Below are 26295 nucleotides of genomic sequence, written 5' to 3'. Positions count from 1 at the left end.
GTTCCTCCGGTCGGGTCAGGCGGGGCGGCGGGCGGCGAGCTCGTGGAGCCTGGCGAGCCACGCGCCGGTCTCGGGCAGGTCGTGGACCTGCGTGCTGTAGTGGCCCCGGGCGTCCGGGGAGACCGGGGTCGTGGCGTCGATGATGAGCTTGTCGACGATGCCGGGCGGCTGGGCGGCCGGGTCGAGTCCGACCACGGACAGGTTCGGGATGTGGATCAGGTCGCCGGCCGGGTTCATCTTGGTGGACAGGGCCCACATGACCTGCGGCAGGTCGAAGGGGTTGACGTCCTCGTCCACCACGATCACGGTGGTCGCGTATCCGAGGCCGTGCGGGGTGGTCAGCACGCGCATGCCCACGGCCTTGGCGAAGCCCCCGTACCTCTTCTTCGTCGAGACGATGACGACCAGGCCGTGGGTGTACGTCGCGTTGACCGCCTGGACCTCGGGAAAGTCGGCCTTGAGCTGCTGGTACAGCGGCGCACAGGTGTTGGCCGCCATCAGGTGGTCGATCTCGGTCCAGGGCATGCCGAGGTAGAGGTGCTCGAAGACGGGGTCCGTACGGTGGGAGATCCTGTCGATGCGGATGACGGCCAGGCTGCGGCCGCCGGAGTAGTGGCCCGTGAACTCCCCGAAGGGGCCCTCGATCTCGCGTTCGCGGCCCACGATGACGCCCTCGATGACGACCTCGGATCCCCACGGCACGGGCAGCCCGGTGAGCGGCGCCTCGGCGATCGGGGCGGGAGCGCCGCGCAGGGCGCCGGCCAGCTCGTACTCGTTCTCGTCGTACTTCATCGGCGTGGCGGCGACGATGGAGATCACCGGGTCGTTGCCGATCGCGATGGCGACGGGCAGGTCCTCGCCCTTCTCCTCGGCCTTCCACAGGTGCTGGGCGAGGTCGTGCATCGGCACCGACTGCAGGGCGAGCCTGGCCTTGCCCTTCACCTCGATGCGGTAGACGCCGAGGTTCTGCCCGCCGCTGTCGAGCGGGTCGTCCGGGTCCCTGGAGACGACCGCCGCCTTGTCGATGTAGAAGCCGCCGTCGCCGTCGTTGAGGCGGATCAGCGGGAGCACCGAGAAGACGTCGAGGTCGTCGCCTTCCATGGTGTTCTCGGCCCAGGGCGGGTTCTCGCGCACCTCGGGCCTGACCGGAAAGTCCGCCCAGCGCCGGATGAACTCCTCGACCTGCTCCCTGGCGCCGGTCTCCTTCGGCAGGCCCAGCGCGAGCGCGTGGTTGGCCCACGAGCCGTGCACGTTCATGGCGATCTTCGCGTCGGTGAAGCCGGCGACGTTGTCGAAGTAGAGCGCGGGGGCCGCGTCGCCCAGGCGCGGGGCGGCGTTCGCGGCGGCGGCGATGTCCGGCTCCGGCATCACCTCGTCGGTGATCCGCAGGAGCTGGCCCTCCTTGTCGAGGGTGTCGAGGAAGCTTCGCAGGTCGTCGTAGGGCATGGGTGCACCTTTCGGGAGGAGTCAGGCCGTGGAGCGGAGTTCGCGAGCGGCGCGGATGCCCTCCCACCGCTTGGCGTCCGGCGCCGGCAGGTCGAACTGGTCGAGGATCCTGGCCGTGATGTGGTCGACGATGTCGTCCACCGACCGAGGGTGGTTGTAGAAGGCCGGCATGGGCGGCACCAGCCGCACGCCCTGGCGGCTGAGCGCGAGCATGTTCTCCAGGTGGATCTCGCTCAGCGGCGTCTCGCGCGGTACGAGCACGAGCCTGCGCCGCTCTTTGAGGACCACGTCGGCGGCGCGGGCCACGAGTCCCTCGGCGTACCCGTGGCGGACACCGGAGAGAGTCTTCATCGAGCACGGCACGATCACCATGCCGTCCGTCCTGAAGGAGCCCGAGGCGATGGCCGCGCCCTGGTCCTCGGGCCGGTAGGTGACGTCGGCGAGCGCGCCGACCTCGGCGGCGGTGCGGCCGGTCTCCAGCTCGACCGTGGTCCGCGCCCAGCGGCTGAGCACCAGGTGGGTCTCCACCTCCGGCAGCGCGGCGAGGTTCTCCAGCAGCCGGACGCCGAACACGGCGCCCGTCGCACCCGTCATGCCCACGATCAGTCGCACGGTGGTCGGCTCCTCTGGATCTCCGGACGGCATCGACACTTTCGGTCACCCCGTCGCCGGACGGTTTACGGCCGTGCTGATCCGTACCACCTGTGACCAGCTCCGATGTGCTCCACGTTAGGTGTGCATCGGGCGTGCGAGGCCGTATGCTGGCGACAGGCCATGGACAGAAACGGACACACTGCCATCACGGAAGTCCCGTACCGGGACTCCGTGGGAGCCCCGCCGGGAGTGGAGATCCTCGACTTCGCCGGGCTGCTCGCCCGCGCCCGCGGGCACGGCATCGACCCCTACTCGCCCAGACGGCTGGCGTTCCACGAGCTCATCACCGTGCGATCGGGCGTCCTGCGCTGCTCGGTGGACTTCGCCGAGCACGTGCTGACCGAGGACGCCTGGCTGTGGGTGCGTCCCGGCCAGGTCTACCAATTCCACTCCGGCCTCACCGAGGCCGAAGGCGCCGTCGTCCTCTTCCAGTCCGGTTTCCTGAGCCCCGCCACCGTGGACGCCGCCCGCGTCGACCACCCCGCCCGGCAGCGGCCGCCGACCCCCGGGGCCGCCGGCCAGGACACCGCGCGGCGGGTCCTGGACCTGCTGGAGCGCGAATACCGCGGGCCGGCCGGCCTGTCGCTGGAGGCGCACACCGAGGTCGTACGCCACCTGCTCGCCGTCCTGGTCCTGCGCCTGGCCGGCGTACGAGGCGACGAAGGGGACGCCGAGGGGGCCGGCAGCGAGGCGTTCCGCCGTTTCCAGCAGGCCGTGGAGCGCGACTTCTCCCGGACCCACAGAGTCGGGGACTACGCCCGGCGGCTGGGCTACAGCGTCCGCACCCTCACTCGCGCGACCTACGCCGCCGCCGGCTGCGGTGCCAAGACCTTCATCGACGACCGGGTCCTGCTGGAGGCCAGGCGCCTGCTCGTGCACACCGACCTGGCCGCCGCCACCATCGGCGAGCGGCTCGGCTTTCCGGGCGCCACGGTCTTCACCAAGTTCTTCCGGCGACGGGCCGGTGAGACGCCGGCCGCCTTCCGCTCCCGGGCTCGCGGAACGCGCCACGCCGACGGATCAGGTGGCCCCGGAGAAGATCAAGTGAGAGTCTGAACCCTCCAAAGAACAGATCAGGTGGGGAGTCCGGCGTGTCCATTCTCGCAACCGCCGAGGCCGCTCCCGGTGACTGGCTGGGGACGCTGCTCGGCCCGCGTACGGCGCGGGTGCTGACCACGTACGCCGTGCCGTGCCTGCACTACGCGCACTGGCAGGCGCTGTGGAGGTTCCGGCTGGCCGACTGGACCAACGAGACCACGTACGGCACCGACCGGTACCACTGCCTCTGCGAGACCTTCGGCCGGATCGCGGCGGACCGGCTGCCCCGCGCTCACGTGCACCGGCCCACCGAACGTCTCGGCACGCCGTTCACCATCGTGACCGGCAACTGGCTGATCTACCCCTGGCGCTACGGCCGTACCCGTGACGACCGGCACCAGGGCCTGCCGGTCACCGAGGAGACCGGCATCCGCTCGCGGATCGTCGGCGGCGGCCCGCCGGGTCAGCAGATGCTGGACTACGAGGGGCTGCCGGCCGTGCCGCTGTCCAACGTCGTCGTGCTCGGCTGGGCCGGCAATCGGCACGAGGGCCTCGTACGGGCGTTCCTCGCCTCGCCGCGCCTGCACCGTGACCTGGTCTACTGGCAGGAAGACCGGTTCGTCGAGCTCGACGTCGAGGCGGGCCGCCACCCGTACGGGCTGCCGTCCGATCCGTCCCCGGTGGGGGAGCCGGACGTACCGCCGCCACCGGAGTTCGACCTCAGCCTGATCGACGGAGGCGCCGGCTTTTCCGCGTGGGACGCTGAGCCGACCGGGACGGATGGCTAGGGTGAAGGACCGCCGATGACGAGAGGGGACGGACGTACGTGGACGCGCGTGAGCCGCACCTGTCCGCGGTCCCGGCCCCCGTCGTCGCCGCCTTCGACCCCGATCGCCTCACCCTGGCCCGCGAACGCAGCGGCCTGACAAAACGCGACCTGGCCACCAGGGCCGGCGTCACGGCCGCCGCGATCACCCGGTTCGAACGCCGTCAGGCCGGTCCGTCGGCGCCGACCCTGGCGAGGCTCGCCGCCGAGCTGGGCCTGCCGGTGGGATACTTCGCCGCGGGCCGCCCGGTGCTGCCGGTCGCCGAGGAGGCCACGCACTTTCGCAGCCTGCGCACGACCCGGGCGTACGAACGCCGCCAGGCGCGCGCGACCATGAGCCACCTGGCCGAGGCGGTACGCGAGATCCAGGCCGTCGTACGCCTGCCGGCACCGCGGCTCCCGCGCCTGGGCGGCGACCCGGAGAGCGCCGCCCGCAACCTGCGCGCCGCCTGGGACCTGCCCGCCGGCCCGGTCCACCACCTGGTCCGCCTGCTGGAGGCCAACGGCGCCGTCGTCAGCATGGCCCGCTTCGGCGCGGGAGAACGGATCGACGCGTTCTCCTGCCGCCCGTCCGGGCTGGACCGTCCGCTGATCTGCCTGTCCCGCGACCGCGGCAACCCGCTACGCCGCCGCTTCAGCGCCGCGCACGAGCTGGGCCACCTGCTGCTCCACCGCGAGGCGTCCCCGGGCGACCGCGCGCATGAGCAGGAGGCGAACCGCTTCGCGGCGGAGTTCCTCACCCCGGCGCCGCAGATCGCCGACCTGCTGCCGACCCGCCTGGACTTCGCGCGGCTGCTGGAGATCCAGCGGGCGTGGGGCGTCTCGGTGCAGGCCCTGCTGCGCCGCAGCCGGGAGCTCAACCGCATCGGCGACGACCTGTACCGCCGCGGCCAGGTGACCCTGACCAGGCTCGGGTGGCGCCGCGACGAGCCGAGAGGCGACTACCCGACGGAGTGGCCGGCCGTCCTGGCCGAGGCGGTCGCCCTGGGCGGGAGACACGGCCTGACGGAGGAGGGCCTCGCGATCCGGCTGCGTCTGCCGGCGACCGAGATCCGGGAGCTGGTGAGTCATGTCATCGACGATCGCCCCCGGCTCCGTCTCGTCCCGTCCGGTGGGGCGGGCGTGCCTGCGAGATGACCCGGCTCTCCGCCCTGATCGCGCCGCTCGGAAGAGGGTTCTCTTGACGATTGAGGAATCGCTGGCCTGCTGGCTGGAGTCGCTGGACGTCGGCCGGTACCGTGACCTGCTTGCGGCCCGTGCCGACGCCGTACTCCTGTGGCACCTGGGGGATCCGCGGGTGGACGTGCGAGGCTTCGCCGGTCCGGGCCCGGCCGATGAGCCGATCCAGGGCACGGACCCGGCTCCCGGTGACCTCGTCGGGCCGCTCTTGGCGCCCTCATCGGCCGTTGCCGCCGCTGAGCGCCTGACCACACCGCAGATCCAGGTGCTGGAGACCGTCCAGGTACTCGGCGACGGCTGTCGGCGCGCCGATCTGCCGCTGCTCCTGGACGTTCCCGACCCGTCCGCGCTCGACCGCGTGCTGGGCGAGCTCGCCGGCCTCGCGCTGGTCTGGCCGGAAGGAGAACGCCTCCGGCTCGGAGCGGCGACCGCCTCGCTGGAGACCCGCCCCGGCGGCCCCTTGGGCGCGGGACTGGGCCTGGAGGTGTTGCTGCCGGACCTGCCGAACCGCGCGCTGCGCGAGATCGCGCTCAACCTCGGCCTGAACATCCGCGGTGCCGGGCACCGCGACACACTCACCGGCCTGGTATCTCGCGCCCTCGCCGACCGGGACCTCGTCCGCTCCGTCGCGGCGCGGGCACCGGCCCGTACCGGAGGGATCCTCACCAGGCTCGCCTCGTTCGGCCTGCCGGGCTCTCCCGGTACGGATTCTGAGTCCATCACGATGAACGACGTCGTCTGGGCGGCGGAGCACGGGCTCGTCATCCTGGACGGCCACCTTCTGGCGATGCCGCGCGAGGTACGCCTGGCACTGCGCGGAGAGGACTACCGCGCGCCTTTCGAGCCGGCACCTCCGGCTCCGGCGGTCGTCGCCGCCGACTCCGCGCCGGGTACGGCCGCGCACGCCGCGATGCGGGCGGTCGAGCTCACCGAGGCGGCCCTGCACGCCTGTGCGGCGGCGCCTCTCACGCCTCTCAAGACGGGCGGTGTCGGCGTACGCGACTTGCGCCGGCTGGCGAAGGCCACGGACGGCGAGATCACGACGCTGCGGCTGGTGCTGGAGATCGCGCAGGAGGCGGGACTCCTCGCCTGGGAGCGTGACGCCGCGTTGCCCACTGCGGAGTTCGACGCCTGGCTCGCCACTTCACCGGTGGATCGGCTCGCGACGATCCTCGACGCCTGGTGGCGGATGGAGCGGCTGCCGCTCCTGGACCCGGGCGAGGGCGCGAAGCCGGAGCCCTGCCTCGATCCAGACGCGGTCGAGCCGTACGCGCCGAGGCTGCGCGTCGCCTTCGCCCGTACGGCCGCGACCGTGCCGTCCGGGCACGCGGCCACGGGACCGGACGCGCTGGTGGACGGCATGCTGTGGCGGTTGCCGTTCGACTTCGAAGACCCCGCCGACGCCGGGTTCTTCGCCGCCGCGCTCTGGGCCGAGGCGACCGCGCTCGGGGTCATCGCCGACGGCCGGCCGAGCGCACTTCTCGGGGGCCTGGTCGAGGGCGGAGTGGGCTCGTCGGTGAAGGAACTGTTCGCCGATCAGCTCACCACCGCCCTGTTCCAGAACGACCTGACGGTGGTCGTCACCGGCCTTCCCTCGCTCGACATGGGTGAGCTGCTCGACAGCGTCGCCGACCGGGAGGCCCGCGGCGCGGCGTCGACCTGGCGTTTCTCGCCGGACAGCATGCGGCGTGGCCTCGACCGGGGCCGGTCGGCGGGGGACCTTACCGAAGAGCTCACCGCGATGTCCCGCACCGGCGGCCTGCCGAACACCTTGACCCGCCTCATCGAGGATGTCGCCCGGCGACACGGGGAGGTGCGCGTGGTCGCGTCCGGTTGCTGCTTGCGCGTGGCCGACGACGCCCTGGCGATCGAGCTGACCCGCGCACGAAGCCTTACGAGACTGGCACTGCGTACGATCGCCCCGGGCGTGCTCGTCAGTGCACGGGGACCGTCCGAGACGCTACGCCTGCTGCGCCAGGCGGGATACGTACCCGCCGCCGAGGCCCAGGACGGCACCCCGTACGTCGAGCGGTCGACCGCGAGGGCCGGGGCGCGGTAGCGGCGCTGCTCAGGGGACGTGGTGTTCCTCCCCGCCGAACAGCGGCTGCCCGTCCACTGGTCCTGACGAGAGGGGCGACCGAACGCCCGGTCCGCCGCGAGCGCGCAGACACCCTGGCCCCGCCTCGGCCATGTGCTCGGGGACGTAGTCGATCACTTCTTCGGCCGGTGTCGGCTTGACCAACGCCCAGGGCAACTCCGGAATCGCCGTAGGAGTCCCACCAGCCGCGTTCGGCGGCGTCACGGGCGATGCGGACGACCTCCTTCTCCCCGCCGGCGAGTCCGTCGTCAACGCGCTGCGCCACACCGAGTCGGCGCGCGGCCTGCGGACGGCCGCGACTCTGGCCGTCGGCTGGGGCGGGCCCGGCAACGAGCACGGCCGCACGGTCACCGCCGTCTTCGTCGCCGCGGCACGGTCTGCCTGACGGGCCCGGCTCTGGGCAGAGCACCGCGACGATCGGTGTTCGCCGTGCCCTGTTCCGATGACGACTTGATGACACCGCGAGAGGCGGCGGCCGTGCTGGGTGTGCGGGTGGCGACGTTCTGGCGTTGGGCGACGCCTGCCGGCCGTCTGAAGCGGATCCGGCCCCGTCACCACGGCCTCGTTGACCGCACGAGCGAGGCGCTCGGGCGGTCAGCCCCAGACCTCGGCGGCGGTCTCCACGATGAGGCGGAGTTTGGCGACCTCCTCCTCGTACGTCAGGACGTTGCCCTCGACCGTGGAGGAGAAGCCGCACTGCGGGGACAGGCACAGCTGGTCCAGGTCGACGAACTTCGACGCCTCCTCGATGCGCCGCTTCAGCGTGTCCTTCGACTCCAGGGTCCCGTGCTTGGTCGTCACCAGCCCCAGCACGACCCTCTTGCCCTTCGGCACGTACCGCAGGGGCTCGAAGCCGCCCGACCGCGCGTCGTCGAACTCCAGGAAGAAGCCGTCCACCCCCAGTTCCCCGAAGAGCGCCTCCGCCACGAAGTCGTAGCCGCCGGAGGCCACCCACGAGGAGCGGAAGTTGCCCCGGCACATGTGCGTCGTGATCGTCATCCCGTCCGGGCGGCCGGCGAGGGCGGCGTTGATCTGCTTGATGTACCGGAGGTGCATGTGCTCGGCGTCGTCGCCGCGGGCCGCGATCTCCGCGCGCTGGGCAGGGTCGTTCAGGTACGCGAGGCTGGTGTCGTCGAACTGCAGGTAGGTGCAGCCCAGCTCACCGACGCGGCGGACCTGTTCGGCGTACGCCGCGCTCAGGTCCGACCAGAACTCCTCGACGTCCGGATAGACCGAGGGGTCGATCGAGGCCGGGCCGCCGCGGTAGTGGACCATGCTCGGTGACGGGATGGTCAGCTTCGGGGTGTTCGACGTGACGAGGCCCTGGAGCACCTGGAAGTCGTCGGCGAAGATCGTGTGGTCCAGCCGTACGCGCTCGTGGACGTTCAGCGCGGCGGAGGTGAAGGAGAGGTCGCCGGCCTCGTTGCGAAAGTGGATCTGCATCTTCTCCGTGGCCGGGTCGATGCCGCCGAGCTGATAAATAAAATCCATGTGCCAGGTCGTACGGCGGAACTCCCCGTCGGTCGCGGTCTGCAGGCCCACCTCTTCCTGCATGGCCACGACCGTACGGATGGCCTCGTCCTCGGCGGCGCGCAACTCCGCGGCGGTGATGCGCCCGCCGGCGAGGTCGTCGCGGGCGCGCAGGAGCTCCGGTGGCCGAAGCAGGCTCCCGACATGGTCGGCGCGGAACGGGGGAGTCGCGTGGGCCGGCATCGTCGCCTCCAGGTGATTGATCGTTTGATCAGTCTCCTCCCGCCGCGCCGTGCCGTCGAGTCAGCTCTTCTCCTCCGCGGAGGACTCCAGGAGCTCGATGCGGCGGACCAGCGGCTCCATCTCCTTGCGGATGGCCGCCGACAGCATCGCCCTACGATCCGCTCCGCCGGACGCCTCCGGGGCGGCGGTCTGGGCACGCAGGTGCGCGTAGCCCGCCACCGCCGCGCTCACCGTACGGCGGAGCACGCGGGCGTCGGCGCCGGCCGCGCGCAGCGCGACGCCGGCCGCGCCGTCGGGCTCCAGCGCCAGCGCGATCAGCAGATGCTCGCAGCCGATGTAGTTGTGCTGCATCCCGATCGCCTCGGTGGCGGTCAGCTCCAGCGCGTTCGCCGCCGGTCCGCTGAACCGCCGTCCCGCCTCGGCGCCGGAGTCCCCGGGTACGGCCACGCGCGCGAGCTCGCGGGTCAGCTGCTCCGGCTGGATCTCCAGCACCTGCAGGGCGCGCACGCCGAGGTTGGTTCCCTCGGCGAGCAGACCGCCGAGGAGGTGTTCGGTGCCGACCTCGGGCGCGCCCTGCTCGCGCGCCTGCCCGACCGCGAGACGCAGCGCCGTACGGGTCCGCTCGGTGAAGTTCGGCAGCCGTGCGGCGAGGTCCTCCTCGCCCAGGTCGCTCAGTGTCGCGGCGCGGATCGCGTTGACCCGGCGTACGGCCTGCTCCAGGGCGCGCTGGCAGATCGCCGACACGGGCACCCCGGAGTCCTTGACGGCCTCGGCCAGGTCGTCGGGCAGGTAGACGTTGATCTTCGGCATCATGCCTCCTGATGAAGGAACCTACCCCTACTGTAACCCCAATGGGGTCATGTAGAACACATAACCGGTCGCCGCGACCCAACGGCGGCTTCTCTGGTGAAATGTCGGATTGTGCATAGAGGGCCGGGAGTGGAACAAGGGCTGGAACTCGCCGGCCGGTACCGCCTGGACGCGCCGATCGGCGCGGGCGGCATGGGCGACGTCTGGCGCGGCGTCGACCTGCGGCTGCGGCGGCCGGTCGCGATCAAGATCCTGCCCACCGAGCTGGCGGCCGATCAGTCGGCGGTCGAACGCTTCCGCCGCGAGGCGGAGACGACTGCGGGGCTCCAGCATCCGGGCATCACGGTCACGTTCGACATCGACGAGCACGGCCCCCTGATCTTCCTGGTCATGGAGCTGCTCACCGGCCGGGACCTCGGCACGGTCCTCGCCGGGGCACCCGGCGGGATGCCGATCGCGACGGCGGTCTCCCTGGTGTCCCAGGCGGCCGACGCGCTGGCCGCGGCGCACTCGCGCGGCATCGTCCACCGCGACATCAAGCCGGCCAACCTGTTCCTGCTGGACGACGGCCGGGTGAAGCTCTGCGACTTCGGCATCGCCCGTCTCGGCGGCGCGACGCAGCTCACCGCGGCCGGCAGCTTCATCGGCACGCCGTCCTACATGGCGCCCGAGCAGTTCCGGTCCGAACCTCTCGACGCCCGGTCCGACCTGTACTCCCTGGGCTGTGTGCTGTACGAACTGCTCACCGGGAAGCCGCCGTTCGAGTCCCCGGCCGGCCCGGCCGCGCTCATGTACCAGCATCTCAACGCGGTCCCGGTGCCCCCGCGCACGCACCGGCCCGAGATCCCGGCGCACCTGGAGCGGCTGACCCTCGACCTGCTGGCCAAGGACTCCGGTGGCCGGCCCCCGAACGCGGCGGCCGTCATCACGGCCCTGCAGGCCCCGCCGGGAACGACCATCGACTGGACCCCGGCACCACAGAGCCCGGAAAAGGCCCCCAGGCGCCGCAGACGCCTCCTCTTCGGCCTCACCGCCGCGGCCCTCGCGATCGCCGTGGCCGGTGGCACCGTCCTGGAGTGGGGCCCGGCGGACGGCGGCCCCAAGCCCAGGCCCACTCCCGCCCCGACCAGCGGCCCGCCGAGCCCGCCGCGCCCGGTGGTCACCGGCTGGACGGTGAACCTCGTCCCCCAGTACGGCATCGCCTACGACGCGCCGCCGGGCTGGAAGATCCACGACCCCGACTACGCCGCCTACTTCCAGGACACCCACGAAACCGTTCTCGCCGCGGAGAAGGGCGTCTCCGAGGCGGACAGCGGCAAGTGCACCCGCGCCGTGGCCGGCGTACGCGGCGGCGCGCGCCCGGTCCTGAAACCCACGCCGGACCAGCTGGGCGTCCTGCGGTCGGCGGCCGGGGACGAGGCGCGCAAGTGGGGGGCGGCGGCCTACGGCGCGGCCGACTCGCCTCCTCGCGAGCCGAAGGTGACCACCGGTTCGAGCGGGACGATCCTCATCAACGGCATCACCGCCGCCCGCGCCTCCGTCAGGGTCACGCCGGCCGCCGGTGGAGACGCCTGCGCTCCGGCGCACGCGCTGGTGGAGACGATCGCCATGGCGGCGTCGTCGGCATCGTCGCTGGGGCCGGTCTTCTTCACCGTCTTCGCCGACCGGAACGTCTCCGGCCAGGCCACCACCGACGAGATCAAGAAGATCCTCGGCAGCGTCCGCCCGTACACCTGTCCTCCGGGCACCGCCTTGCAGAAGACCCAGAGATGCGCGTGAACGGCCGGTCGGCATCGCCGCCCGAACCGACTCAGCATTCGGAAACCCGGTGACCGCGTCGCGGTGCAAGGTGATTCTGGTCGGCGCCTGTCGCGGCCCCTAGGCTCGGCCGGTCTGGCGCTCAACGCAGCGCGACCGCCCAAGAGAATCCGCGATGGAGCATTCCTGTGTCCCACCATCTTGATTCGCCGCTCGCACGGCAGGACCCGCGCCTGGACATCAGCGATGTCTACGTTTTTCGCGGCACCGCGGCGACCGTCTTCGTCATGAACGTGAATCCCCTCTCCGGGGCCGGTGGCTTTCACCCGGAGGGACGGTATGAATTCCGCGTCGACACGGACGGCGACGCGGTCGAGGACCACACTTTCGTGTTCACCTTCGGTGAGCGCGACGCCAGGGGTGATCAGGCCATGGAGGTGCGGCGGCTCGACGGGGCCGACGCGCGGGTCCGCGAGGCGCCCGGGCTCCTCCTGGCATACGGCCGGACGGGTCAGGAGGTCGGCGCCGGTGGAGTACGCGTCTGGGCCGGCCCGGCGGCGGATCCGTTCTCCATCAACGGCGCCGTCATCGGCGCGGTCAAGGCGGCCGTCGCGAACGGCCTGCCCTTCGACCTCGCCGCCGTCGGCCAAGGCGACGCGGCCAACCCGTTCGCCGGGACGAACGTGCACGCCATCGTGCTGGAAGTGCCCGACGACGCCTTCGCGGTCACCGAGATCGGTTTCTGGGGGACGACGGCTCTGGCGACCGACGCCGGCGGCTGGGGGCAGATCAATCGCTGCGCGACTCCGCTCATCAACACGATCTTCAATCCGGACGACTCGGAGCGGTCGAGTGAGTACAACCTGACCCACCCGAGCGAGGACCGCGCGCGGTACGGCCCGATGGTCGGCGACCTGGTCACGAAGGTCGTGGCGGCCACGGGCAGCAGCGACGACCCGGCGGCGCACGCGAGCCGGGTGGTGGACGAACTCTTCCCCGACGTGCTCCGCTACCGGATCGGCACCCCGGCGGAGTTCGGGTTCACCGTCCGCAACGGCCGCGGGCTCGCCGACTGCGTACCCGAGGTGATGTTCGCCCTGGTGCTCAACAAGGCCGTGCCGCTCGGTCTGGACGGCACGTCGGCCACCGGCGTCCGAACCCGCGACTTCCCCTACCTCGCTCCTCCGGTGTGACATCGGCCCTCCGACGCCGGTGTGGCACCGGACGGAGAAAGGGATGGTGACGTGCTCACGCTCAGCGTGCTCCTGAACCGGTCCGTGCCCGAAGCGCGGTGTCTGGCCGGGGAGACCGGCGGCACCCTGCGGGTCGAGACGGCGATCATCGTCCCGGACGGCGACCTGGCTCACTGGTCCGACACCGACGTGGCGGAGCTCCGGCAGGTCGTCGTGATCCTGCCGGTGCCCGCGGTGCCGCGGCACGACCGGATCCAGGCCGCGGTACGACGGGCGGGCGCCGGGCACGCCGCGGCCGTGGTCCTCGCCGAGGGTTCCGCGGAACCGGGCTCGCTCGATCTCGAGGCGGTGGCGGCGTCGGCTCGCCCGTACCGGACACCGCTGTTGCTGGCACCACACGACCCTTCGAGGGTGTGGGCGCGGATGATGACGGTCATCCGGAATGGTCGGGACGACGCCGTGAAGCCCATGAGCGGCGAACTGCGTGAGATGCACCGTGAGGCGGCCGGGCCCGACGGCCTGAAGCGTCTCCTCCGGCGGCTGGCGCGGCAGGTGAGCGGAACCGTCGTACTGCTCGACCGGGACGGCGCGCCGCTGCACGCCTTTCCGGAGATCCCCGGCCACGTGCTCGACCAGATGGCGACCGAGATCGAGCGGGTGGTGACCGGTGAGGTAAGGGCCGTGGCGGCCGACCTCGGCGATGGCGTCGTGCGCATCCAGGCGATCGGCGGGGACACGACGGGCGCGACGCTGGTCGTGATACGGAAGGAACGGTTCTCCTCGGCCGTTCAGGACTTCGTCGCGGACGCCTCGCGGCTCATCGCGCTGCGCTGGCGAGTGGATGACCTCACCCGCCGGCAGAGGCGGGTGGACGACGTCGAGACGCGCACCCGGGAAGTGGTGCTCCAGCTGCTGATGACGGGCAACCTGCAGGCCGCCCGGCGCGTCGCGGGAGCGCTCGGGCCGAGCCTCGCCGAGCGGATCCGCGTCTACGTGCTCACCGGTCCGGCGGCGAGGCGGGACAGGTCCGTGGCCTACTGCCGGCAGATGTTCGGCGACCGGGCATGGGTCGTACGGTGCCCGGTCTACATCGGCCATGTCATCATCCTCGCCCCATTCACGAACGACGCCGTGGACGAGACGGCGGACGCCCTCCGCGTCTACGCCGGCCAGACGGAGGGCCTCGACGTCGGGGCCAGCACTCCCGTGGCGCTCCGGGAGACGGAGTCGGGGTACGGCCAGGCCTTCCACGCCCTCGCGGTGGCGAGGGGAAGCACCGGGCACTACGCCGAGTTCGACTCGCGCGGCGACGTGGCGTCCCTCGTACGACCGCGGGGGCATCGCTGGGCGAGGTCGACGCTCGAACCGCTCAGCTCCTACCGGCCCCCGCGCGCCCAGGATCCGGCCGCCGACGAGCTGATCGCCACGCTCCGGGCCTGGTTGGACTTCGGCGGTGGCGCCGCGCGGCAGCTGAAGATCCACCGCAACACCCTGGCCGCGCGGCTGCGGCACATCGAACGACTCATCGGCCACCCGCTGGACGATCTCGAGACGCAGTCGCGACTGCATCTCGCGATGCGCGTCCTCGACGGCCCCGCGGCCGGCGACGGTCCGGGGACCCTGGAGGAGCTGCTGGATGACCTCGAAGTGCGCCGGTGGGCCGATAGGCAGATGACGCCGCTGTCCGGGCGGGATTCGGAGCTCTTCTCGAAGACCTTGCGCGTGTGGCTGGAGAGGAACGCACGCATCGAGGCGACCGCGTCAGTGCTCGGAATCTCCGTCCCGGGCACACGAAAGAGGCTGACCCGTATCGAGGAGGTCCTCGGCCGCGCGCTTCTGAGCGGCCCGTCGGCACGCTATGAGCTCTGGCTCGCCCTGCGAGTCCAGGACGGTTTCCGCGACGGCGCAGGGTAAACAATACGGCGGGAGACGCGGAAGTATCACTTCGCACAGCGAGCCTTTTATTCGGTTGGGAATTGCTGAATCAGCTCCTGCGGTGGCGATACCGTGCTTTATGGTACGTCGCGGCGATATTCTCGGCGCATCTCATCTGGTGCAGACCGTCAATGGCCGGACAGGAGCCCGTCTTGAACCATTCCCCCGCCTTTCGCCTGGTGACTCCCGCCGACCGGGACGCGCCTCGCCGCACGGCCCGGCTGCGGGAGCTGGACGTTCGGGAGGAGCCCGACCCCGAGTTCGACGACTTCGCCCGCGACCTGGCCCAGGCGCTGGACGCCCCGTTCGCCATGGTCAACCTCATCGGCTCGGAGCGGCAGTACTTCGCGGGCCTGTACCCGTCCTCGCGCGACCGTGGCGTCGACCCGGCGACGGATCCGTTCCGGACGATGGCCTGTGACCACGGATACTGCATGTACGTGGTGACCCGCGGGCACGCGATGGCCTTGGACCAGGTAACGGACTATCACCTTTTCGCCGGCAATCCGGTCGTCGAGGAGGTCGGCGTTCGCGCCTATCTCGGCGCTCCGCTGATCGACGAGACCGGGACACTGGGCACCATTTGTGTTCTGGACACCGAACCCCATGATTGGGGGGCCCAGGGAGTCGCCTTCGTCAAAGCCCGGGCCGCCGAGCTCGTGCAGAGAATCCATCAGCGGGCGGAGGCCCGCCACGGTTACGCCTCCGACATCGCCTCCCGGGAAATATGAGCGTCCCCGACCCGCGAGGTGACGGACGCCATCACCGGCGCGCGGGCCACGGAAAGCGCCGCCTGACGACGGCTCGTTCGTTCGACGCCTATCTCGCGCTGGTCCCTGCGGCTCTCATCACCTGCCTCGGCGCGGCCGCGATGACCGTCCTGATGGTCGCCGGACCCTCGTCTCCCGAGGCGAAGCCGACGCTGGTCCTCGCGGCCGCCGGGGCCATGGCGGTGCTGTGCGCCGCCGTCCTCACCGCGGGCCGGACGACTCGGCCGACGCGTCCGGCGTTCGACGAGGATGCTCTGCGGCAGCGGCTGTACGGACTCGGATCGCTGGTGTTCCACGGCCGGCAGGAACTACAGGTTCTCGCGGAGCGGATCGCGGCCGGCGAGATCCCCCATGTCCGCCACGTCGACACCCGGCCCACCGAGGATCCGGTCGGCCAGGTCGAGCAGGAGCTGCGCAGAGGTCAGGCGGAGGCGTGGAACGCCGTCATCGGCGCGGCCGGCCGGAGCGACGGTGACGCCGCGAAGCGGGTGGAGATCTTCGTCAACCTCGCCCGGCGGATGCAGACACTCTCGCACCGGGCCCTTCAGGGACTCGACGAGCTGGAGAGCCGGGTCGAGGACCCGGATCTCCTCAAGGGCCTCTTCAAGGTCGACCACCTGAGTACCCGGCTGCGCCGCCAGGCGGAAAGCCTCGCCGTGGTCGGCGGGGCGGCGCCCCGGCGCCAGTGGAGCAGGCCGGTGGCCGTCTATGAGGTGCTGCGCTCGGCCGTCGCCGAGGTGGAGCACTTCAGCCGGGTCAGGATCGTCCCGCCGATCGAGGGCACGCTGGACGGCGGCGCCGTCGCCGACCTCATCCACCTGCTCGCGGAACTGGTGGAGAACGCCACCAAGTTCTCGCCCCCGCACACACGGGTGCTCATCCGCGCCGAGGCCGTCGCGGCCGGTCTGGCCGTCGAGATCGAGGACCGCGGCCTCGGTATACCGCGGGACGGCCGGAGCCGGCTGAACGACCTGTTCGCCGGCTCCGAGACGAGCGACGGCGACGCGTTGGTGCGGGACGGACGGATCGGGCTGCTGGTGGTGTCCGCCCTCGCGCGCCGGCACAAGATCGCGGTAGACCTGCAGACCAACGTGTTCGGCGGCACGCAGGCCGTCGTCGTGATCCCGGGCGAACTGATCGATCCGGTGGGGGAGCGGACCGGAGTCCAGCCGGCGGAACTCACCGGCCCTCCGGACGCGGCACCCGCCCCCACGCGCTCTCCCGGATCCGGCGTGCCCGCGGTCCGTACCCCGGCACGGCGCGAGAACGACGCGGACGCCGTCGCTCCGGCGAACGCCGGCCGGCGGCCGGAACTGCCGAGACGCCGCCCGCAGGAGAACCTGGCGCCCGAGCTCCTCAACGCTCCCGCGCCCCGGGACGACGACGGGGACATCGGCCACAACCACCACCTCATGGCCGCGTTCAGGAAGGGCATGCGCAGCGGAGCCGAAACGAGGCCGGCGTACGGGACCGACGAGCCCGGCGCGGACAAGACAGAGATCTAGAAGGAGCATCCGTTGAGCACAGTCTCCCCGAATCAGACCGCGGACCTCGCCTGGCTGCTGAGAGGGCTGGCCGAGGAGGTTCCCGCCATCCGAGGCAGTGTGCTGCTGTCCTCCGACGGGATCATGAAGGCGGCCCACGGCCTCGACCGCGCCGACGCGGAGTATCTCGCGGCACTCGCCTCCGGATTGTTCTCGATGGCGCGCAGCGCCGGTACGAGACTCGACGGCGGCAACAAGGTGCACCAGGTCCTGGCCGAACTGGAGTCCAGCCAGCTGTTCATCTCCTGGGCCGGCTTCAACTCGGTCTTCGCGGTCCTGGCCAAGGCGGAGGCCGACCCGGCCGTCGTCGGGTTCGAGATGGCCCGCCTGATCAAGGCCGTCCAGCCCTTCCTCGGCACGGCGACCCGCCCGCCCGTCGTCCGCCCGGGTGACGAAGGTCGATGAACGTGGCCGCCGGTGACGACGAGGTATGGCTCGACGACGACGCCGGCCCGCTCATTCGCCCGTACACGGTGAACGAAGGGCGTACGCACCCCACCGTGGCCCTGGACATGCTCTCCATGGTGATCGCGACCGGCCGGCCCGCACCCGAGATGGACCAGGAACACGTCCAGGTGCTCGAGATCTGCCACGCCCCGATCTCGGTCGCCGAGGTGGCGGCGCACGTCCGTCTTCCCCTGGCCGTCACCAAGGTCCTCATCGCCGACCTCGTCGATCAGGGAGCCATGGTGGTCCGGGCGTCCTCGCCGCTGCCCGACGCCGGCGACCGAGTCCTGCTGGAGAAGTTGCTCGATGGCCTACAACGAATCTGAGACGTCCCCCACCCAGGTCAAGATCCTGATCACGGGAGGCTTCGGGGTCGGGAAGACGACCTTCGTCGGTGCGGCGAGTGAGATCGAACCGCTGAACACCGAAGAGCTCATCACCACGGCCAGCGCGGGCATCGACGATCTGGGCGGCAGGCAGGGCAAGTCCACGACCACCGTGGCCTTCGACTTCGGCCGGATGACCCTCCACCGGCACGACATCGTGCTCTACCTGTTCGGGACGCCCGGGCAGGAACGCTTCTGGTTCGTCTGGGACGAACTCTGCGCCGGCGCACTGGGGGCGATCGTGCTGGCCGACACCCGTCGCCTCGCCGACTGCTTCTCGGCCATCGACTTCCTGGAGAGCCGGGGCGTTCACTTCATCGTCGCGGTGAACGAGTTCGACGACGGGTTCTCCTACCGGCCCGAGGAGGTACGCGCCGCACTCGAGCTCGACCCGCGCGTGCCGATCGTCTGGTGCGACGCCCGTGACCCTCGTTCGGCGACGTGGGTGCTCCGGTCGCTGATCCAGGATCTCCTTCTCGCCGCTCCCTCCCCGGCTCGCCCGGCCGGCTCCTGACCGGGTGGGGTAGTTTCGAACGCGGTTCGGATCCACCCCGGGAGGCTCGAGTGACCTTCACATCCCCCGCCGACGTGCGCGAGCGGCTCGCCGCCGTGGGCTACCTGCCCGACGACGCCATCGCGACGACGGTCTATCTGGCCATGGCGCTGGGCAAGCCGCTGCTGGTCGAGGGTCCGGCCGGGGTGGGCAAGACCGAGCTGGCCAAGGCCGTCGCCGAGATCACCGGTGCCGAGCTCGTACGGCTGCAGTGCTACGAGGGCCTGGACGAGCCGCGAGCCCTGTACGAGTGGAACTACAAGAAGCAGCTCCTGCGCATCCAGGCCGCCGGCGGGCAGGACTGGAGCTCCACCCACGACGACATCTTCACCGAGGAGTTTCTGCTGGAGCGCCCGCTGCTGGCCGCGATCCGGCGCGAGGACCCCACGGTGCTGCTCATCGACGAGACCGACAAGGCCGACGTCGAGGTCGAGGGCCTGCTGCTGGAGGTGCTGTCGGACTTCCAGGTGACCATCCCGGAGCTGGGCACGATCACCGCCGTACGCCGGCCGTTCGTCGTGCTGACCTCCAACGCCACCCGCGAGCTGTCCGAGGCGCTCAAGCGGCGCTGCCTCTACCTCCACCTCGATTACCCCACGCCCGAGCGCGAGCGCGACATCGTCAAGGCGCGGGTGCCCGGTATCGAGGACGCCCTCGCCGAACGCCTCGCCCGGCTGGTGGCGACCCTGCGCGCGCTGGAGCTGAAGAAGTCACCGTCCATCGCCGAGACCATCGACTGGGCCCGTACGCTCCTCGCGCTCGGCCTCGACCGGCTCGAACCGGACACGATCAACGCGACCCTCGGCGTCGTGCTCAAGCACCACTCCGACCAGGAGCGCGCCCGCAAGGAACTCGATGGCCCTTCTCGATAGGCACATCGGGTTCGTCGCGGCCCTGCGGGAGGCGGGGCTGCCGGTCTCGCTCGCCGAGGGTCTCGACGCCGTACGCGCCCTGGAGACGATCGAGCTGAGCGAGCGGTCCTCGCTGCGCGCGGCGTACGCGGCCACGCTCGTCAAGCGGCCCGCGCACCGCGACGCGTTCGACATGCTGTTCGACCTGTGGTTCCCGCCCGCCGTGGGCAGCCCGGAGGAGGCCAGGGACCGGCCCGCGTACGACGATCCGGAGCTGGGCCGCCTCCGCGACGAGCTGAGCCGGATCCTGCTGAGCGGCGACGAGGCCGCCCTGCGCGCGTACGTCCGCGGCGTCGTCGGGACGTACGGGCGCGGCAACGGAGGCACCGGGCAGTGGTTCTCCTACCAGGTGCTGCGGATCGTCTCGCCGGAGACGCTGATGGCCGGGCTGCTGAACGCCTTCCTCGCCGAGCGCGGCGGCCTGGAGGAGAAGGTCGCGCGCCGGATGTTCACCCAGCGCATCGCGCGGTTCGAGGAGCTCGTCGGCGAGGACGTACGCCGGCGGCTGGCCGAGGAGACGAGCGTCGAGCGCGTCGCCCGCTCCAACGTACGGCCGCCGCTCGAACAGGTCGACTTCCTGCGTGCCACCCGCGCCGACCTGGCCGCGCTGCGCAGGGAGATCCACCCGCTCGCGCGCCGCCTGGCCACCCGCCTCACGATGCGCAACCGGCACGGCCGGCGCGGACGCCTGGACTTCCGCCGTACGGTGCGGACCTCCCTGTCCACCGGCGGCGTGCCCCTCACCACCCACCACCGGCCGCGCCGCCCGCACAAGCCCGAGCTCATCGTCCTCTGCGACGCGAGCGACTCGGTGTCCTCCTTCGCCCACTTCACGCTGCTGCTGACATACGCGCTGCGGGAGCAGTTCGCCAAGGTGCGCGCGTTCGCCTTCATCGACGGCCTGGACGAGGTCACCCGCTTCTTCGCGCCGGGCGCGGACGTGGTCGAGGCGATCACCCGCATGACGAACGAGGCCGACATCGTGTGGGTCAGCGGCCACAGTGACTACGGGCGCGCGTTCGGCGTCTTCGAGGAGCGGTACGGCGACGCGATCACGCCGAAGACCTCGCTGCTGGTCCTCGGAGACGCCCGGACCAACTACCAGAACCCGAACCTGGAGACCGTACGGCGTCTGGCCGGCCGGGCGAGGCACGCGTACTGGCTCAACCCCGAGCCCGCCAAGGACTGGGACTCGGGTGACTCGGTGGCCTCCGCGTACGCGGAGGTGGTGCCGATGCACGAGTGCCGGAACCTCACTCAGCTCGCGGAGTTCGTCGAGACTCTCGCCTGACCTGGCCCTTAGCTCGGCCAGGGGCGGGTACCGCAGCCCATATGGACCTATTGTTCCTCCGGGCTCTGTACGACCACCCGGGGCCTTTCGCGTCCGTGTACCTCGACATGCGCCGTACGGAGGCGTCCCGCACGGTCGAGGCGCGATGGCACGCCCGGCGCAGGGAACTGGCCGGCCAGGGAGCCCCGCCGGAGACCGTCGAGGCGATCGAACGCGTCGTACGGGACGAACGGGAACCGGGGTGCCTGGCGGTGTTCGCCACCGGCGACGAGGTCGTCTACGCGAAGGTGCTGGACGGCCCGCCGAGGGCGGAGTCGGCGAGGTACGCTCCGCTACCGCACGTGGGCCCGCTGCTCGAACAGCGCGGCGAGCCGGTCTCCCGCCTCGTCGCCGTGGTCAACCGCCTGGGCGCGCGGCTCACCTGCGTCGCCGCGGACGGCACGTGGTGGAACATCGACGTGCCGCCGAAGGTGGAGTTCCCGGTACGCAAGCCGAAGGGCGGCGACATGCAGAGCCAGCCGCACGCCCAGAACGCCGCCGAGGACACCTGGCGCGCCAACGCCAAGCAGGTCGCCCTGGTGATCGAACGAGCGGCCGGCGCCTGCGCGGGCGAGGTGATCGTCCTGGCCGGGGACGTCCGCGCTCGCGCGGCGGTACTGGAACACCTGTCGGAACCCATGCTGACGCGGATAGCGGAGTCGCCGAGCTCGTGCGGCCCAGGCCTGGACGCGGAGGTCGCCGCGGCCGTCGAACGCCGGCGCACGGCCCGGCTCCGGGCGGCGGTCGACCGCTACGAGGAGCAGCTGACGAAGGGCCGGCGCGCGGCGGGCGGCTTGGCCGCGGTGGTGGGAGCTCTGCGAAACGCCCAGGTCGCGAGCCTGCTGATCTCGCCGGACGTGTTCGCGGACACGCCTGTGTGGACCGGCCCGCGCGGCACGGACCTGGCCACGTCCCCGGGCGAACTGAGAGATCTGGGCGTCGCCGAGCCGACCGAGGACCGCGCGGACGCGGCCATGATCAGAGCGGCGGCCTGCACGGACGGCGAACTGCTCCTGGTGAACCTGGACGACTGGCACGCCGACCAGGGCCTGGGCGCCCTGCTCCGCTACGAGACCGCCGCCCGCTGATTACCTCGCAGGGGGTCGGGTAGGCGTCGAGGCATGGTGGATGCGGTGATCTTCGACGTCGACGGGACCCTGGTCGATACCAACTACCTGCACGCCGTGTGCTGGTGGGAGGCGTTCCGGCAGTACGGCCAGCAGGTGGACATGGCCGACATCCACCGCGCCATCGGCATGGGGTCGGACAAGCTGCTCGACCACCTGCTGCCCGACGACCGTGACCGTGACGCCGACGACGACATGCGTGCCGCGCACCGGTCGCTGTACGGCACCTACTGGACCCGTCTGCGGGCCTTCGACGGGGCGGCGGACCTCCTCCGCGCCTGCGCCGCGCGGGGGATGAAGGTCATCCTGGCCAGCTCCGCCGCCGCGCGCGAGCTCGAGACGCTGCGCGAGACGCTCGACGCCGATGACGCGATCACCGACGCGACCTCCTCCAGCGAGGCGGGGGAGAGCAAGCCCGCGCCCGATCTCGTGCGGATCGCGCTCGATCGGGCCGGCGTGCCGCCCGACCGTACCGTCTTCGTCGGGGACGCGGTCTGGGACGTGCACGCCTGCCGCAAGGCCGGGGTGCCCTGCGTCGCGGTGCTCACCGGCGGGTTCGGCGCCGAGGAGCTCCGCGGAGCCGGGGCGGTGGCGATCTACGAGGGCACCGCCGACCTGCTCGGCCACTTCGACGAGAGTCCCCTCGCCTGAGGCGAGGCGGCCTGTTCAGGTCGTGTCCGCAAGCGGCCTGCGGGAGTTAACCAACCAGTAGCTTCCGCCGTCGTACTCTGCTCGGGCTCAGGCCCCCGGACGCAGGGAGACAGACGGTGAACGATGTGAGTCGGCGCGGATTCATGGCCGGAACCGCAGGAGTGGTCGCGGCGGGCGTCGCCACCCCGCGCCGGGCGCGGGCGGCGAAACCCGCGGCGGCGTCCCTGCCCTCCCCAGGGCAGTCCGGCATCGACCACATCGTCGTCGTGATGATGGAGAACCGCTCCTTCGACCACTACCTCGGCTGGCTCCCGGGCGCGGACGGCAGGCAGGCCGGGCTGACCTACACCGACACCGCCGGCGCCGCGCACGACACCCATCACCTGACCACGCCCTCGGGCTGCGGCTTCAACGACCCCGACCACTCCTACGAGGGCGGCCGTACCGAGTTCAACGGCGGCGCCTGCGACGGCTGGCTGCGGGCCGGGGAGAACGACGAGCTGTCCATCGGCTACTTCGAGGCCGCCGACCTGGCCTTCTACGGCCGCGCGGCGCGTGAGTGGACCGTCTGCGACCGCTACTTCGCCGCGATGATGGGGCCGACCTTCCCCAACCGGTTCTTCCTGCACTCCGCCACGACCGACCGTACGACGACCTCGATCGACCGGATCGCCACCATGCCCGCCATCTGGGACCGGCTCGCCGACGCGGGCGTCGACGGGCGCTACTACTACAGCGACGTGCCGATCACCGCGCTGTGGGGCACGAAGTACCTCGGCATCAGCCACCAGATCACCGAGTTCTACCTGGCCGCGGCGACCGGAACGCTGCCCGCGGTCTCCTACGTCGACCCGGGCTTCCTCGGCGAGGCCATCCCGGGCATGGCCGAGGACGAGCACCCCCTCGCCGACATCCGCCTCGGCCAGCACTTCCTCGGCAAGGTCCACGACGCGATCGTCACCAGCCCCAACTGGGAGCGCACCGTCCTGGTCATCACCTACGACGAGTGGGGCGGCTTCTTCGACCACGTGCCGCCGACGGTCGGCCCCGACCCGAACCCGGCGCTCGGCGCGGGCCTGCGCGGCTTCCGTGTGCCCTGCGTGGTCATCTCCCCGTGGGCGCGGCGCGGCTACGTGGCGCACGACCTGTACGACCACACGTCCGTGCTGAAGATGATCGAGTGGCGGCACGACCTGGAGCCGCTGACCGTACGGGACGCCGCCGCGAACAACCTCGCCGACGTCCTGGACTTCGCGAACCCGCCGAACCTCACCGCCGCGCGCTACAAGGTGCCGCTGCCGATCACGCTCGGCTGCCTGATCCCCGACCACGCGCACTCCGGCGAGGACTGGCCCGAGCTCAAGGCCCGGGCCCGGCAGCGCGGCTTCAAGGTCAGGTAGCCAGCTCCCGTTCGAGCGGGGTGCGGAACCGCGGTTTGACGCGTACGGGGGCGAGCCCGCCGGCCAGGCGGGCCGCCTCGTCCGCGACCGCCGCCGCGGTCGCGGCGCCGACGTCCTCCAGCAGCCGGTGGACGACCTCGCCGTCCTCGCGCTGCGCCCAGCCTCCGACGATCCGCCCGTCCGCCCAGACCGTCGGGCCGGCGTTGCCCGACCGGTCGAACAGGGCCGGGCCGTGCTCGCCGAGGTACCACCCGCGCCCGGCCCAGCCCATGACGGCCGGGTCGAGCGCGGGCAGCAGCGCCACCCACGGCTCCGGCGCGGCCACCGGCCCTGCGTCCGAGGCGAGGACGACGCCGGGCTCGCCGTCCAGGTCGACGTCCTCGGTGTCGAGCGCGGCGAGCGCCTTCCGGACCTGCGTGAGGCTCAGGCCGGTCCACCACTTCAGGTCCGCGGGCGTGCCCGGCCCGTACGAGGCGAGCCAGCGGCGGACCAGCTCGGTCCGCGCGGTCTCGGCGGGCAGCTCGGGTATGCCGTCCGGCAGCACCGACTCGATCGGCGACCACTGGAACTGGCTGCTGATCCACGACCCGCGCGGGCGGCCGCGTACGATCCGGCCCTCGGCGGCCATGCCGAACAGCACCCGGCTCGCGACCGCCGGCCGGGCCTCGTACGTCTTGCCCTGGGAGAGCACGATCCGCTCCTTGAGCCGCGGCTCGTCCGCCGTCAGCTCGGCCGCGAACGCCGCACCCCGGGCGCGCAGCGCCGCGAGCGTGGCCTCCTCGACCGAGCGCAGCCACTCGTCGCCGCCGACGCCCGCCTGGTCGAGGAGCAGCAGCGTACGGCGGCGCTCGATCCGGGCGATGTCGTTGGCGCAGGCGGCCTGCGCGACCGGCACCAGCTCGGCCGGGACGGTGAAGACCGTACGCCGCATGCCCAGCATCCGCACCAGCCGCCGCTCGTCGTACAGCTCCCGCTCGACGGCGGCGACGCCGGGGGAGCGCATCCGGGCCATCGCGGACAGGAACACCGACGCCGGGTCGGACCCGTGCAGCGCGACCACGGCGCGCGCGGCCTCCAGCGCGGTCTCGCCTCGCGCCGCGAGAAGGTGCCGTACGCCCAGCCGGGCGCGCCGCTCCGTGACCCCGATCCGCCGTGTCGCCATCGGGCGATTATCCCCGTACCCGGTGACACTCCGGCCGGGCCGACCCACGCCACCCCCTAGGCTCGGGGCCATGACCTCCGAAGTCGACGAGCGGCCCGGCGTGGGACCGCATCCGCGGCCCTGGCCGGACGACGCGCGCCTGGACCCGGCGCTGCTCGCCGAGGGCGACCGGCGCAACGTCGTCGACGAGTACCGCTACTGGAGCAACGCCGCGATCATCGCCGACCTCGACGCGCGCCGGCACCCGTTCCACGTCGCGATCGAGAACTGGCAGCACGACTTCAACATCGGCGCGGTGGTCCGCAACGCCAACGCCTTCCTCGCCGCCGAGGTGCACATCGTGGGCCGCCGCCGGTGGAACCGCCGCGGCGCGATGGTCACCGACCGCTACCAGCACGTCCGCCATCACCCAGAGACGGGCGACCTGGTCGCGTGGTGCCGGGAACGGGATCTGCCGGTCATCGGCATCGACAATCTGCCCGGTTCCCGCCCGATCCAGACCGCCGACCTGCCGCGCGCCTGCCTGATGCTGTTCGGCCAGGAGGGCCCCGGCCTGTCGGAGGAGGGCCGGGCCGCCGCCGACGTCATCCTGCACATCCCGCAGTACGGCTCGACGCGCTCGATCAACGCGGGCGTGGCCAGCGGCGTGGCGATGTATGAGTGGATCCGCCGCCACGCCGGATCAGAGACCTTCTAGCCCGTTCGCGAGCAGGGCGAACGCGTACTCCGCGTCGCTCACCGCCCCCGCGTACCGCTCGTCGGCGGCCTCGCCGTCCGCGAGGCGCGTGGCGTTGTCCAGCGTCAGCGTCCACTGAACCGCGACGAGCTGGGCGGAGGCCAGCCGCGCGGTGAGGTCCGGAGCGCCCGCCGTCTCGCGCAGCGCCTTGGCGAGCGAGAGCTCCGCGCCGTTGCGGAACCGCTGCATCCGGGCGACCAGGGCCGGCGTACCGAGGATCATCCGGAAGAGCGCCCGGACCTGCGGGGCGTCGTTGATCCCGGTGACCGGGTCGCGCCTGCGCAGTCCGTCGAGGAAGTTCGCGCGCAGCGCGGCCAGCGGTGTCGTGCCCGCCGGCCGGGCCCGTACGACCCGGGCCGCCTCCGTCTCGTGGTCGGCGAGGCGGTGCACGACGAGGTCTTCCTTGGCCGGGAAGTACGCGAAGAGCGTGCGCTTGGACACCTCGGCCGCCTCGGCGATCTCGGCCACCGAGACCTCGTTGAAGCCGCGCTCGAAGAACAGGGCGATCGCCGCGTCCGAGATCGCCGCGTGCGTCCGCTGCTTCTTGCGCTCGCGCAGGCCGGGCTGGTCGGTCACGCCGCCGACTCTAGCAGCTTTATGCACTCGTCTTATTCTTGCACCTGGTATA

25 protein-coding genes are annotated in these 26295 nt (G+C 71.8%); 19 read left to right on the top strand and 6 right to left on the bottom strand.

From position 1 onward, the window contains the following. Nucleotides 1-15: 15 nt before the first annotated feature. Both QWU11_RS06300 and QWU11_RS06295 read right to left on the bottom strand, forming a co-directional pair. Nucleotides 16-1446: a non-oxidative hydroxyarylic acid decarboxylases subunit C gene (locus QWU11_RS06300; RefSeq protein ID WP_290104076.1), complete on the bottom strand. Its 1431-nt coding sequence runs from the start codon at nucleotides 1444-1446 to the stop codon at nucleotides 16-18. Nucleotides 1447-1467: 21 nt separating this feature from the next. Next, nucleotides 1468-2058 carry a non-oxidative hydroxyarylic acid decarboxylases subunit B gene (locus QWU11_RS06295; RefSeq protein WP_290104075.1) on the bottom strand — a complete coding sequence of 197 codons (591 nt, stop codon included), beginning with the start codon at nucleotides 2056-2058 and terminating at the stop codon, nucleotides 1468-1470. A 213-nt stretch (nucleotides 2059-2271) separates the two neighbouring features. Between QWU11_RS06295 and QWU11_RS06290 the strand changes: the two genes are divergently transcribed. The 5 genes from QWU11_RS06290 (at nucleotide 2272) to QWU11_RS06270 (ending at nucleotide 7626) form a co-directional block, all read left to right on the top strand. Then, a complete protein-coding gene (locus tag QWU11_RS06290; RefSeq protein ID WP_290104074.1) occupies nucleotides 2272-3156 on the top strand; it encodes an AraC family transcriptional regulator in 885 nt (294 codons plus the stop codon). Nucleotides 3157-3191: 35 nt separating this feature from the next. Then, on the top strand, nucleotides 3192-3926 hold the full coding sequence (locus QWU11_RS06285; protein ID WP_290104073.1) for a hypothetical protein: 735 nt from the start codon (nucleotides 3192-3194) through the stop codon (nucleotides 3924-3926). A gap of 38 nt (nucleotides 3927-3964) precedes the next feature. Next, nucleotides 3965-5101, top strand: a complete 1137-nt coding sequence (locus QWU11_RS06280) for an XRE family transcriptional regulator (protein WP_290104072.1) — start codon at nucleotides 3965-3967, stop codon at nucleotides 5099-5101. Nucleotides 5102-5144: 43 nt separating this feature from the next. Continuing rightward, complete coding sequence (locus tag QWU11_RS06275; RefSeq protein ID WP_290104071.1) at nucleotides 5145-7202, top strand: helicase-associated domain-containing protein; 2058 nt, start codon at nucleotides 5145-5147, stop codon at nucleotides 7200-7202. Nucleotides 7203-7377: 175 nt separating this feature from the next. Further along, nucleotides 7378-7626: a hypothetical protein gene (locus tag QWU11_RS06270; RefSeq protein ID WP_290104070.1), complete on the top strand. Its 249-nt coding sequence runs from the start codon at nucleotides 7378-7380 to the stop codon at nucleotides 7624-7626. Between the two features lie 209 nt (nucleotides 7627-7835). Here QWU11_RS06270 and QWU11_RS06265 read toward each other — a convergent pair whose 3' ends face one another. Both QWU11_RS06265 and QWU11_RS06260 read right to left on the bottom strand, forming a co-directional pair. Beyond that, nucleotides 7836-8954, bottom strand: coding sequence for a 5-methyltetrahydropteroyltriglutamate--homocysteine S-methyltransferase (locus QWU11_RS06265; protein ID WP_290104069.1), 1119 nt, complete (start codon nucleotides 8952-8954; stop codon nucleotides 7836-7838). Between the two features lie 60 nt (nucleotides 8955-9014). Continuing rightward, nucleotides 9015-9767, bottom strand: coding sequence for a Clp protease N-terminal domain-containing protein (locus QWU11_RS06260; RefSeq protein ID WP_290104068.1), 753 nt, complete (start codon nucleotides 9765-9767; stop codon nucleotides 9015-9017). 126 nt (nucleotides 9768-9893) lie between these two features. On the opposite strand from QWU11_RS06260, the gene QWU11_RS06255 reads away from it, so the two are divergent. The 13 genes from QWU11_RS06255 to QWU11_RS06195 all read left to right on the top strand — a co-directional run bounded on the left by QWU11_RS06255 (nucleotide 9894) and on the right by QWU11_RS06195 (nucleotide 23769). After that, nucleotides 9894-11543, top strand: coding sequence for a serine/threonine-protein kinase (locus QWU11_RS06255; protein WP_290104067.1), 1650 nt, complete (start codon nucleotides 9894-9896; stop codon nucleotides 11541-11543). Nucleotides 11544-11710: 167 nt separating this feature from the next. Continuing rightward, nucleotides 11711-12715 carry a DUF4331 family protein gene (locus tag QWU11_RS06250; RefSeq protein ID WP_290104066.1) on the top strand — a complete coding sequence of 335 codons (1005 nt, stop codon included), beginning with the start codon at nucleotides 11711-11713 and terminating at the stop codon, nucleotides 12713-12715. A gap of 51 nt (nucleotides 12716-12766) precedes the next feature. Beyond that, nucleotides 12767-14629 (top strand): helix-turn-helix domain-containing protein, encoded by a 1863-nt coding sequence (locus QWU11_RS06245; RefSeq protein ID WP_290104065.1) that lies wholly within the window; start codon nucleotides 12767-12769, stop codon nucleotides 14627-14629. Nucleotides 14630-14802: 173 nt separating this feature from the next. Continuing rightward, a complete protein-coding gene (locus tag QWU11_RS06240; RefSeq protein ID WP_290104064.1) occupies nucleotides 14803-15381 on the top strand; it encodes a GAF domain-containing protein in 579 nt (192 codons plus the stop codon). Further along, complete coding sequence (locus QWU11_RS06235) at nucleotides 15378-16925, top strand: ATP-binding protein (RefSeq protein WP_290104063.1); 1548 nt, start codon at nucleotides 15378-15380, stop codon at nucleotides 16923-16925. The genes QWU11_RS06240 and QWU11_RS06235 overlap by 4 nt, the downstream gene beginning before the upstream one ends. Before the next feature lie 12 nt (nucleotides 16926-16937). Then, complete coding sequence (locus QWU11_RS06230; protein ID WP_290104062.1) at nucleotides 16938-17369, top strand: roadblock/LC7 domain-containing protein; 432 nt, start codon at nucleotides 16938-16940, stop codon at nucleotides 17367-17369. A 2-nt stretch (nucleotides 17370-17371) separates the two neighbouring features. Further along, entirely contained in the window at nucleotides 17372-17737 is a 366-nt protein-coding gene (locus QWU11_RS06225; protein WP_290104061.1) for a DUF742 domain-containing protein, read from the top strand. Beyond that, complete coding sequence (locus QWU11_RS06220) at nucleotides 17718-18311, top strand: ATP/GTP-binding protein (RefSeq protein WP_290104060.1); 594 nt, start codon at nucleotides 17718-17720, stop codon at nucleotides 18309-18311. Before QWU11_RS06225 ends, QWU11_RS06220 begins: the two co-directional genes overlap by 20 nt. A 50-nt stretch (nucleotides 18312-18361) precedes the next feature. Next, complete coding sequence (locus QWU11_RS06215) at nucleotides 18362-19222, top strand: MoxR family ATPase (protein ID WP_290104059.1); 861 nt, start codon at nucleotides 18362-18364, stop codon at nucleotides 19220-19222. Further along, nucleotides 19206-20552, top strand: a complete 1347-nt coding sequence (locus QWU11_RS06210; protein WP_290104058.1) for a VWA domain-containing protein — start codon at nucleotides 19206-19208, stop codon at nucleotides 20550-20552. The genes QWU11_RS06215 and QWU11_RS06210 overlap by 17 nt, the downstream gene beginning before the upstream one ends. A 41-nt stretch (nucleotides 20553-20593) precedes the next feature. Then, a complete protein-coding gene (locus QWU11_RS06205) occupies nucleotides 20594-21679 on the top strand; it encodes a hypothetical protein (RefSeq protein ID WP_290104057.1) in 1086 nt (361 codons plus the stop codon). A 33-nt stretch (nucleotides 21680-21712) separates the two neighbouring features. Further along, entirely contained in the window at nucleotides 21713-22369 is a 657-nt protein-coding gene (locus QWU11_RS06200; protein WP_290104056.1) for an HAD family hydrolase, read from the top strand. Nucleotides 22370-22485: 116 nt separating this feature from the next. Then, the gene (locus QWU11_RS06195; RefSeq protein ID WP_290104055.1) at nucleotides 22486-23769 is read left to right on the top strand and encodes an alkaline phosphatase family protein; all 1284 of its coding nucleotides are present in this window, start codon (nucleotides 22486-22488) and stop codon (nucleotides 23767-23769) included. Here QWU11_RS06195 and QWU11_RS06190 read toward each other — a convergent pair. Continuing rightward, nucleotides 23762-24931: a winged helix DNA-binding domain-containing protein gene (locus tag QWU11_RS06190; protein ID WP_290104054.1), complete on the bottom strand. Its 1170-nt coding sequence runs from the start codon at nucleotides 24929-24931 to the stop codon at nucleotides 23762-23764. The genes QWU11_RS06195 and QWU11_RS06190 overlap by 8 nt on opposite strands. Nucleotides 24932-25001: 70 nt before the next feature. On the opposite strand from QWU11_RS06190, the gene QWU11_RS06185 reads away from it, so the two are divergent. Next, on the top strand, nucleotides 25002-25628 hold the full coding sequence (locus QWU11_RS06185) for an RNA methyltransferase (RefSeq protein WP_290104053.1): 627 nt from the start codon (nucleotides 25002-25004) through the stop codon (nucleotides 25626-25628). Here the strand turns inward: QWU11_RS06185 and QWU11_RS06180 are convergent. Then, nucleotides 25614-26243 (bottom strand): TetR family transcriptional regulator, encoded by a 630-nt coding sequence (locus QWU11_RS06180; RefSeq protein WP_290104052.1) that lies wholly within the window; start codon nucleotides 26241-26243, stop codon nucleotides 25614-25616. The genes QWU11_RS06185 and QWU11_RS06180 overlap by 15 nt on opposite strands. Nucleotides 26244-26295 lie beyond the last annotated feature (52 nt).

Source organism: Actinomadura sp. DC4 (assembly GCF_030406325.1).
GTDB lineage: Bacteria > Actinomycetota > Actinomycetes > Streptosporangiales > Streptosporangiaceae > Actinoallomurus.
This window is presented reverse-complemented; position numbering and strand designations above follow the sequence as displayed.

Excerpts from the sequence above, each read along its gene's own strand:
- QWU11_RS06260 (WP_290104068.1), bottom strand. The coding sequence starts at position 9,767 with ATGATGCCGAAGATCAACGTCTACCTGCCCGACGACCTGGCCGAGGCC.
- QWU11_RS06265 (WP_290104069.1), bottom strand. The coding sequence starts at position 8,954 with ATGCCGGCCCACGCGACTCCCCCGTTCCGCGCCGACCATGTCGGGAGC.
- QWU11_RS06210 (WP_290104058.1), top strand. The coding sequence starts at position 19,206 with ATGGCCCTTCTCGATAGGCACATCGGGTTCGTCGCGGCCCTGCGGGAG.
- QWU11_RS06235 (WP_290104063.1), top strand. The coding sequence starts at position 15,378 with ATGAGCGTCCCCGACCCGCGAGGTGACGGACGCCATCACCGGCGCGCG.
- QWU11_RS06220 (WP_290104060.1), top strand. The coding sequence starts at position 17,718 with ATGGCCTACAACGAATCTGAGACGTCCCCCACCCAGGTCAAGATCCTG.
- QWU11_RS06200 (WP_290104056.1), top strand. The coding sequence starts at position 21,713 with ATGGTGGATGCGGTGATCTTCGACGTCGACGGGACCCTGGTCGATACC.
- QWU11_RS06190 (WP_290104054.1), bottom strand. The coding sequence starts at position 24,931 with ATGGCGACACGGCGGATCGGGGTCACGGAGCGGCGCGCCCGGCTGGGC.
- QWU11_RS06205 (WP_290104057.1), top strand. The coding sequence starts at position 20,594 with ATGGACCTATTGTTCCTCCGGGCTCTGTACGACCACCCGGGGCCTTTC.
- QWU11_RS06185 (WP_290104053.1), top strand. The coding sequence starts at position 25,002 with ATGACCTCCGAAGTCGACGAGCGGCCCGGCGTGGGACCGCATCCGCGG.
- QWU11_RS06300 (WP_290104076.1), bottom strand. The coding sequence starts at position 1,446 with ATGCCCTACGACGACCTGCGAAGCTTCCTCGACACCCTCGACAAGGAG.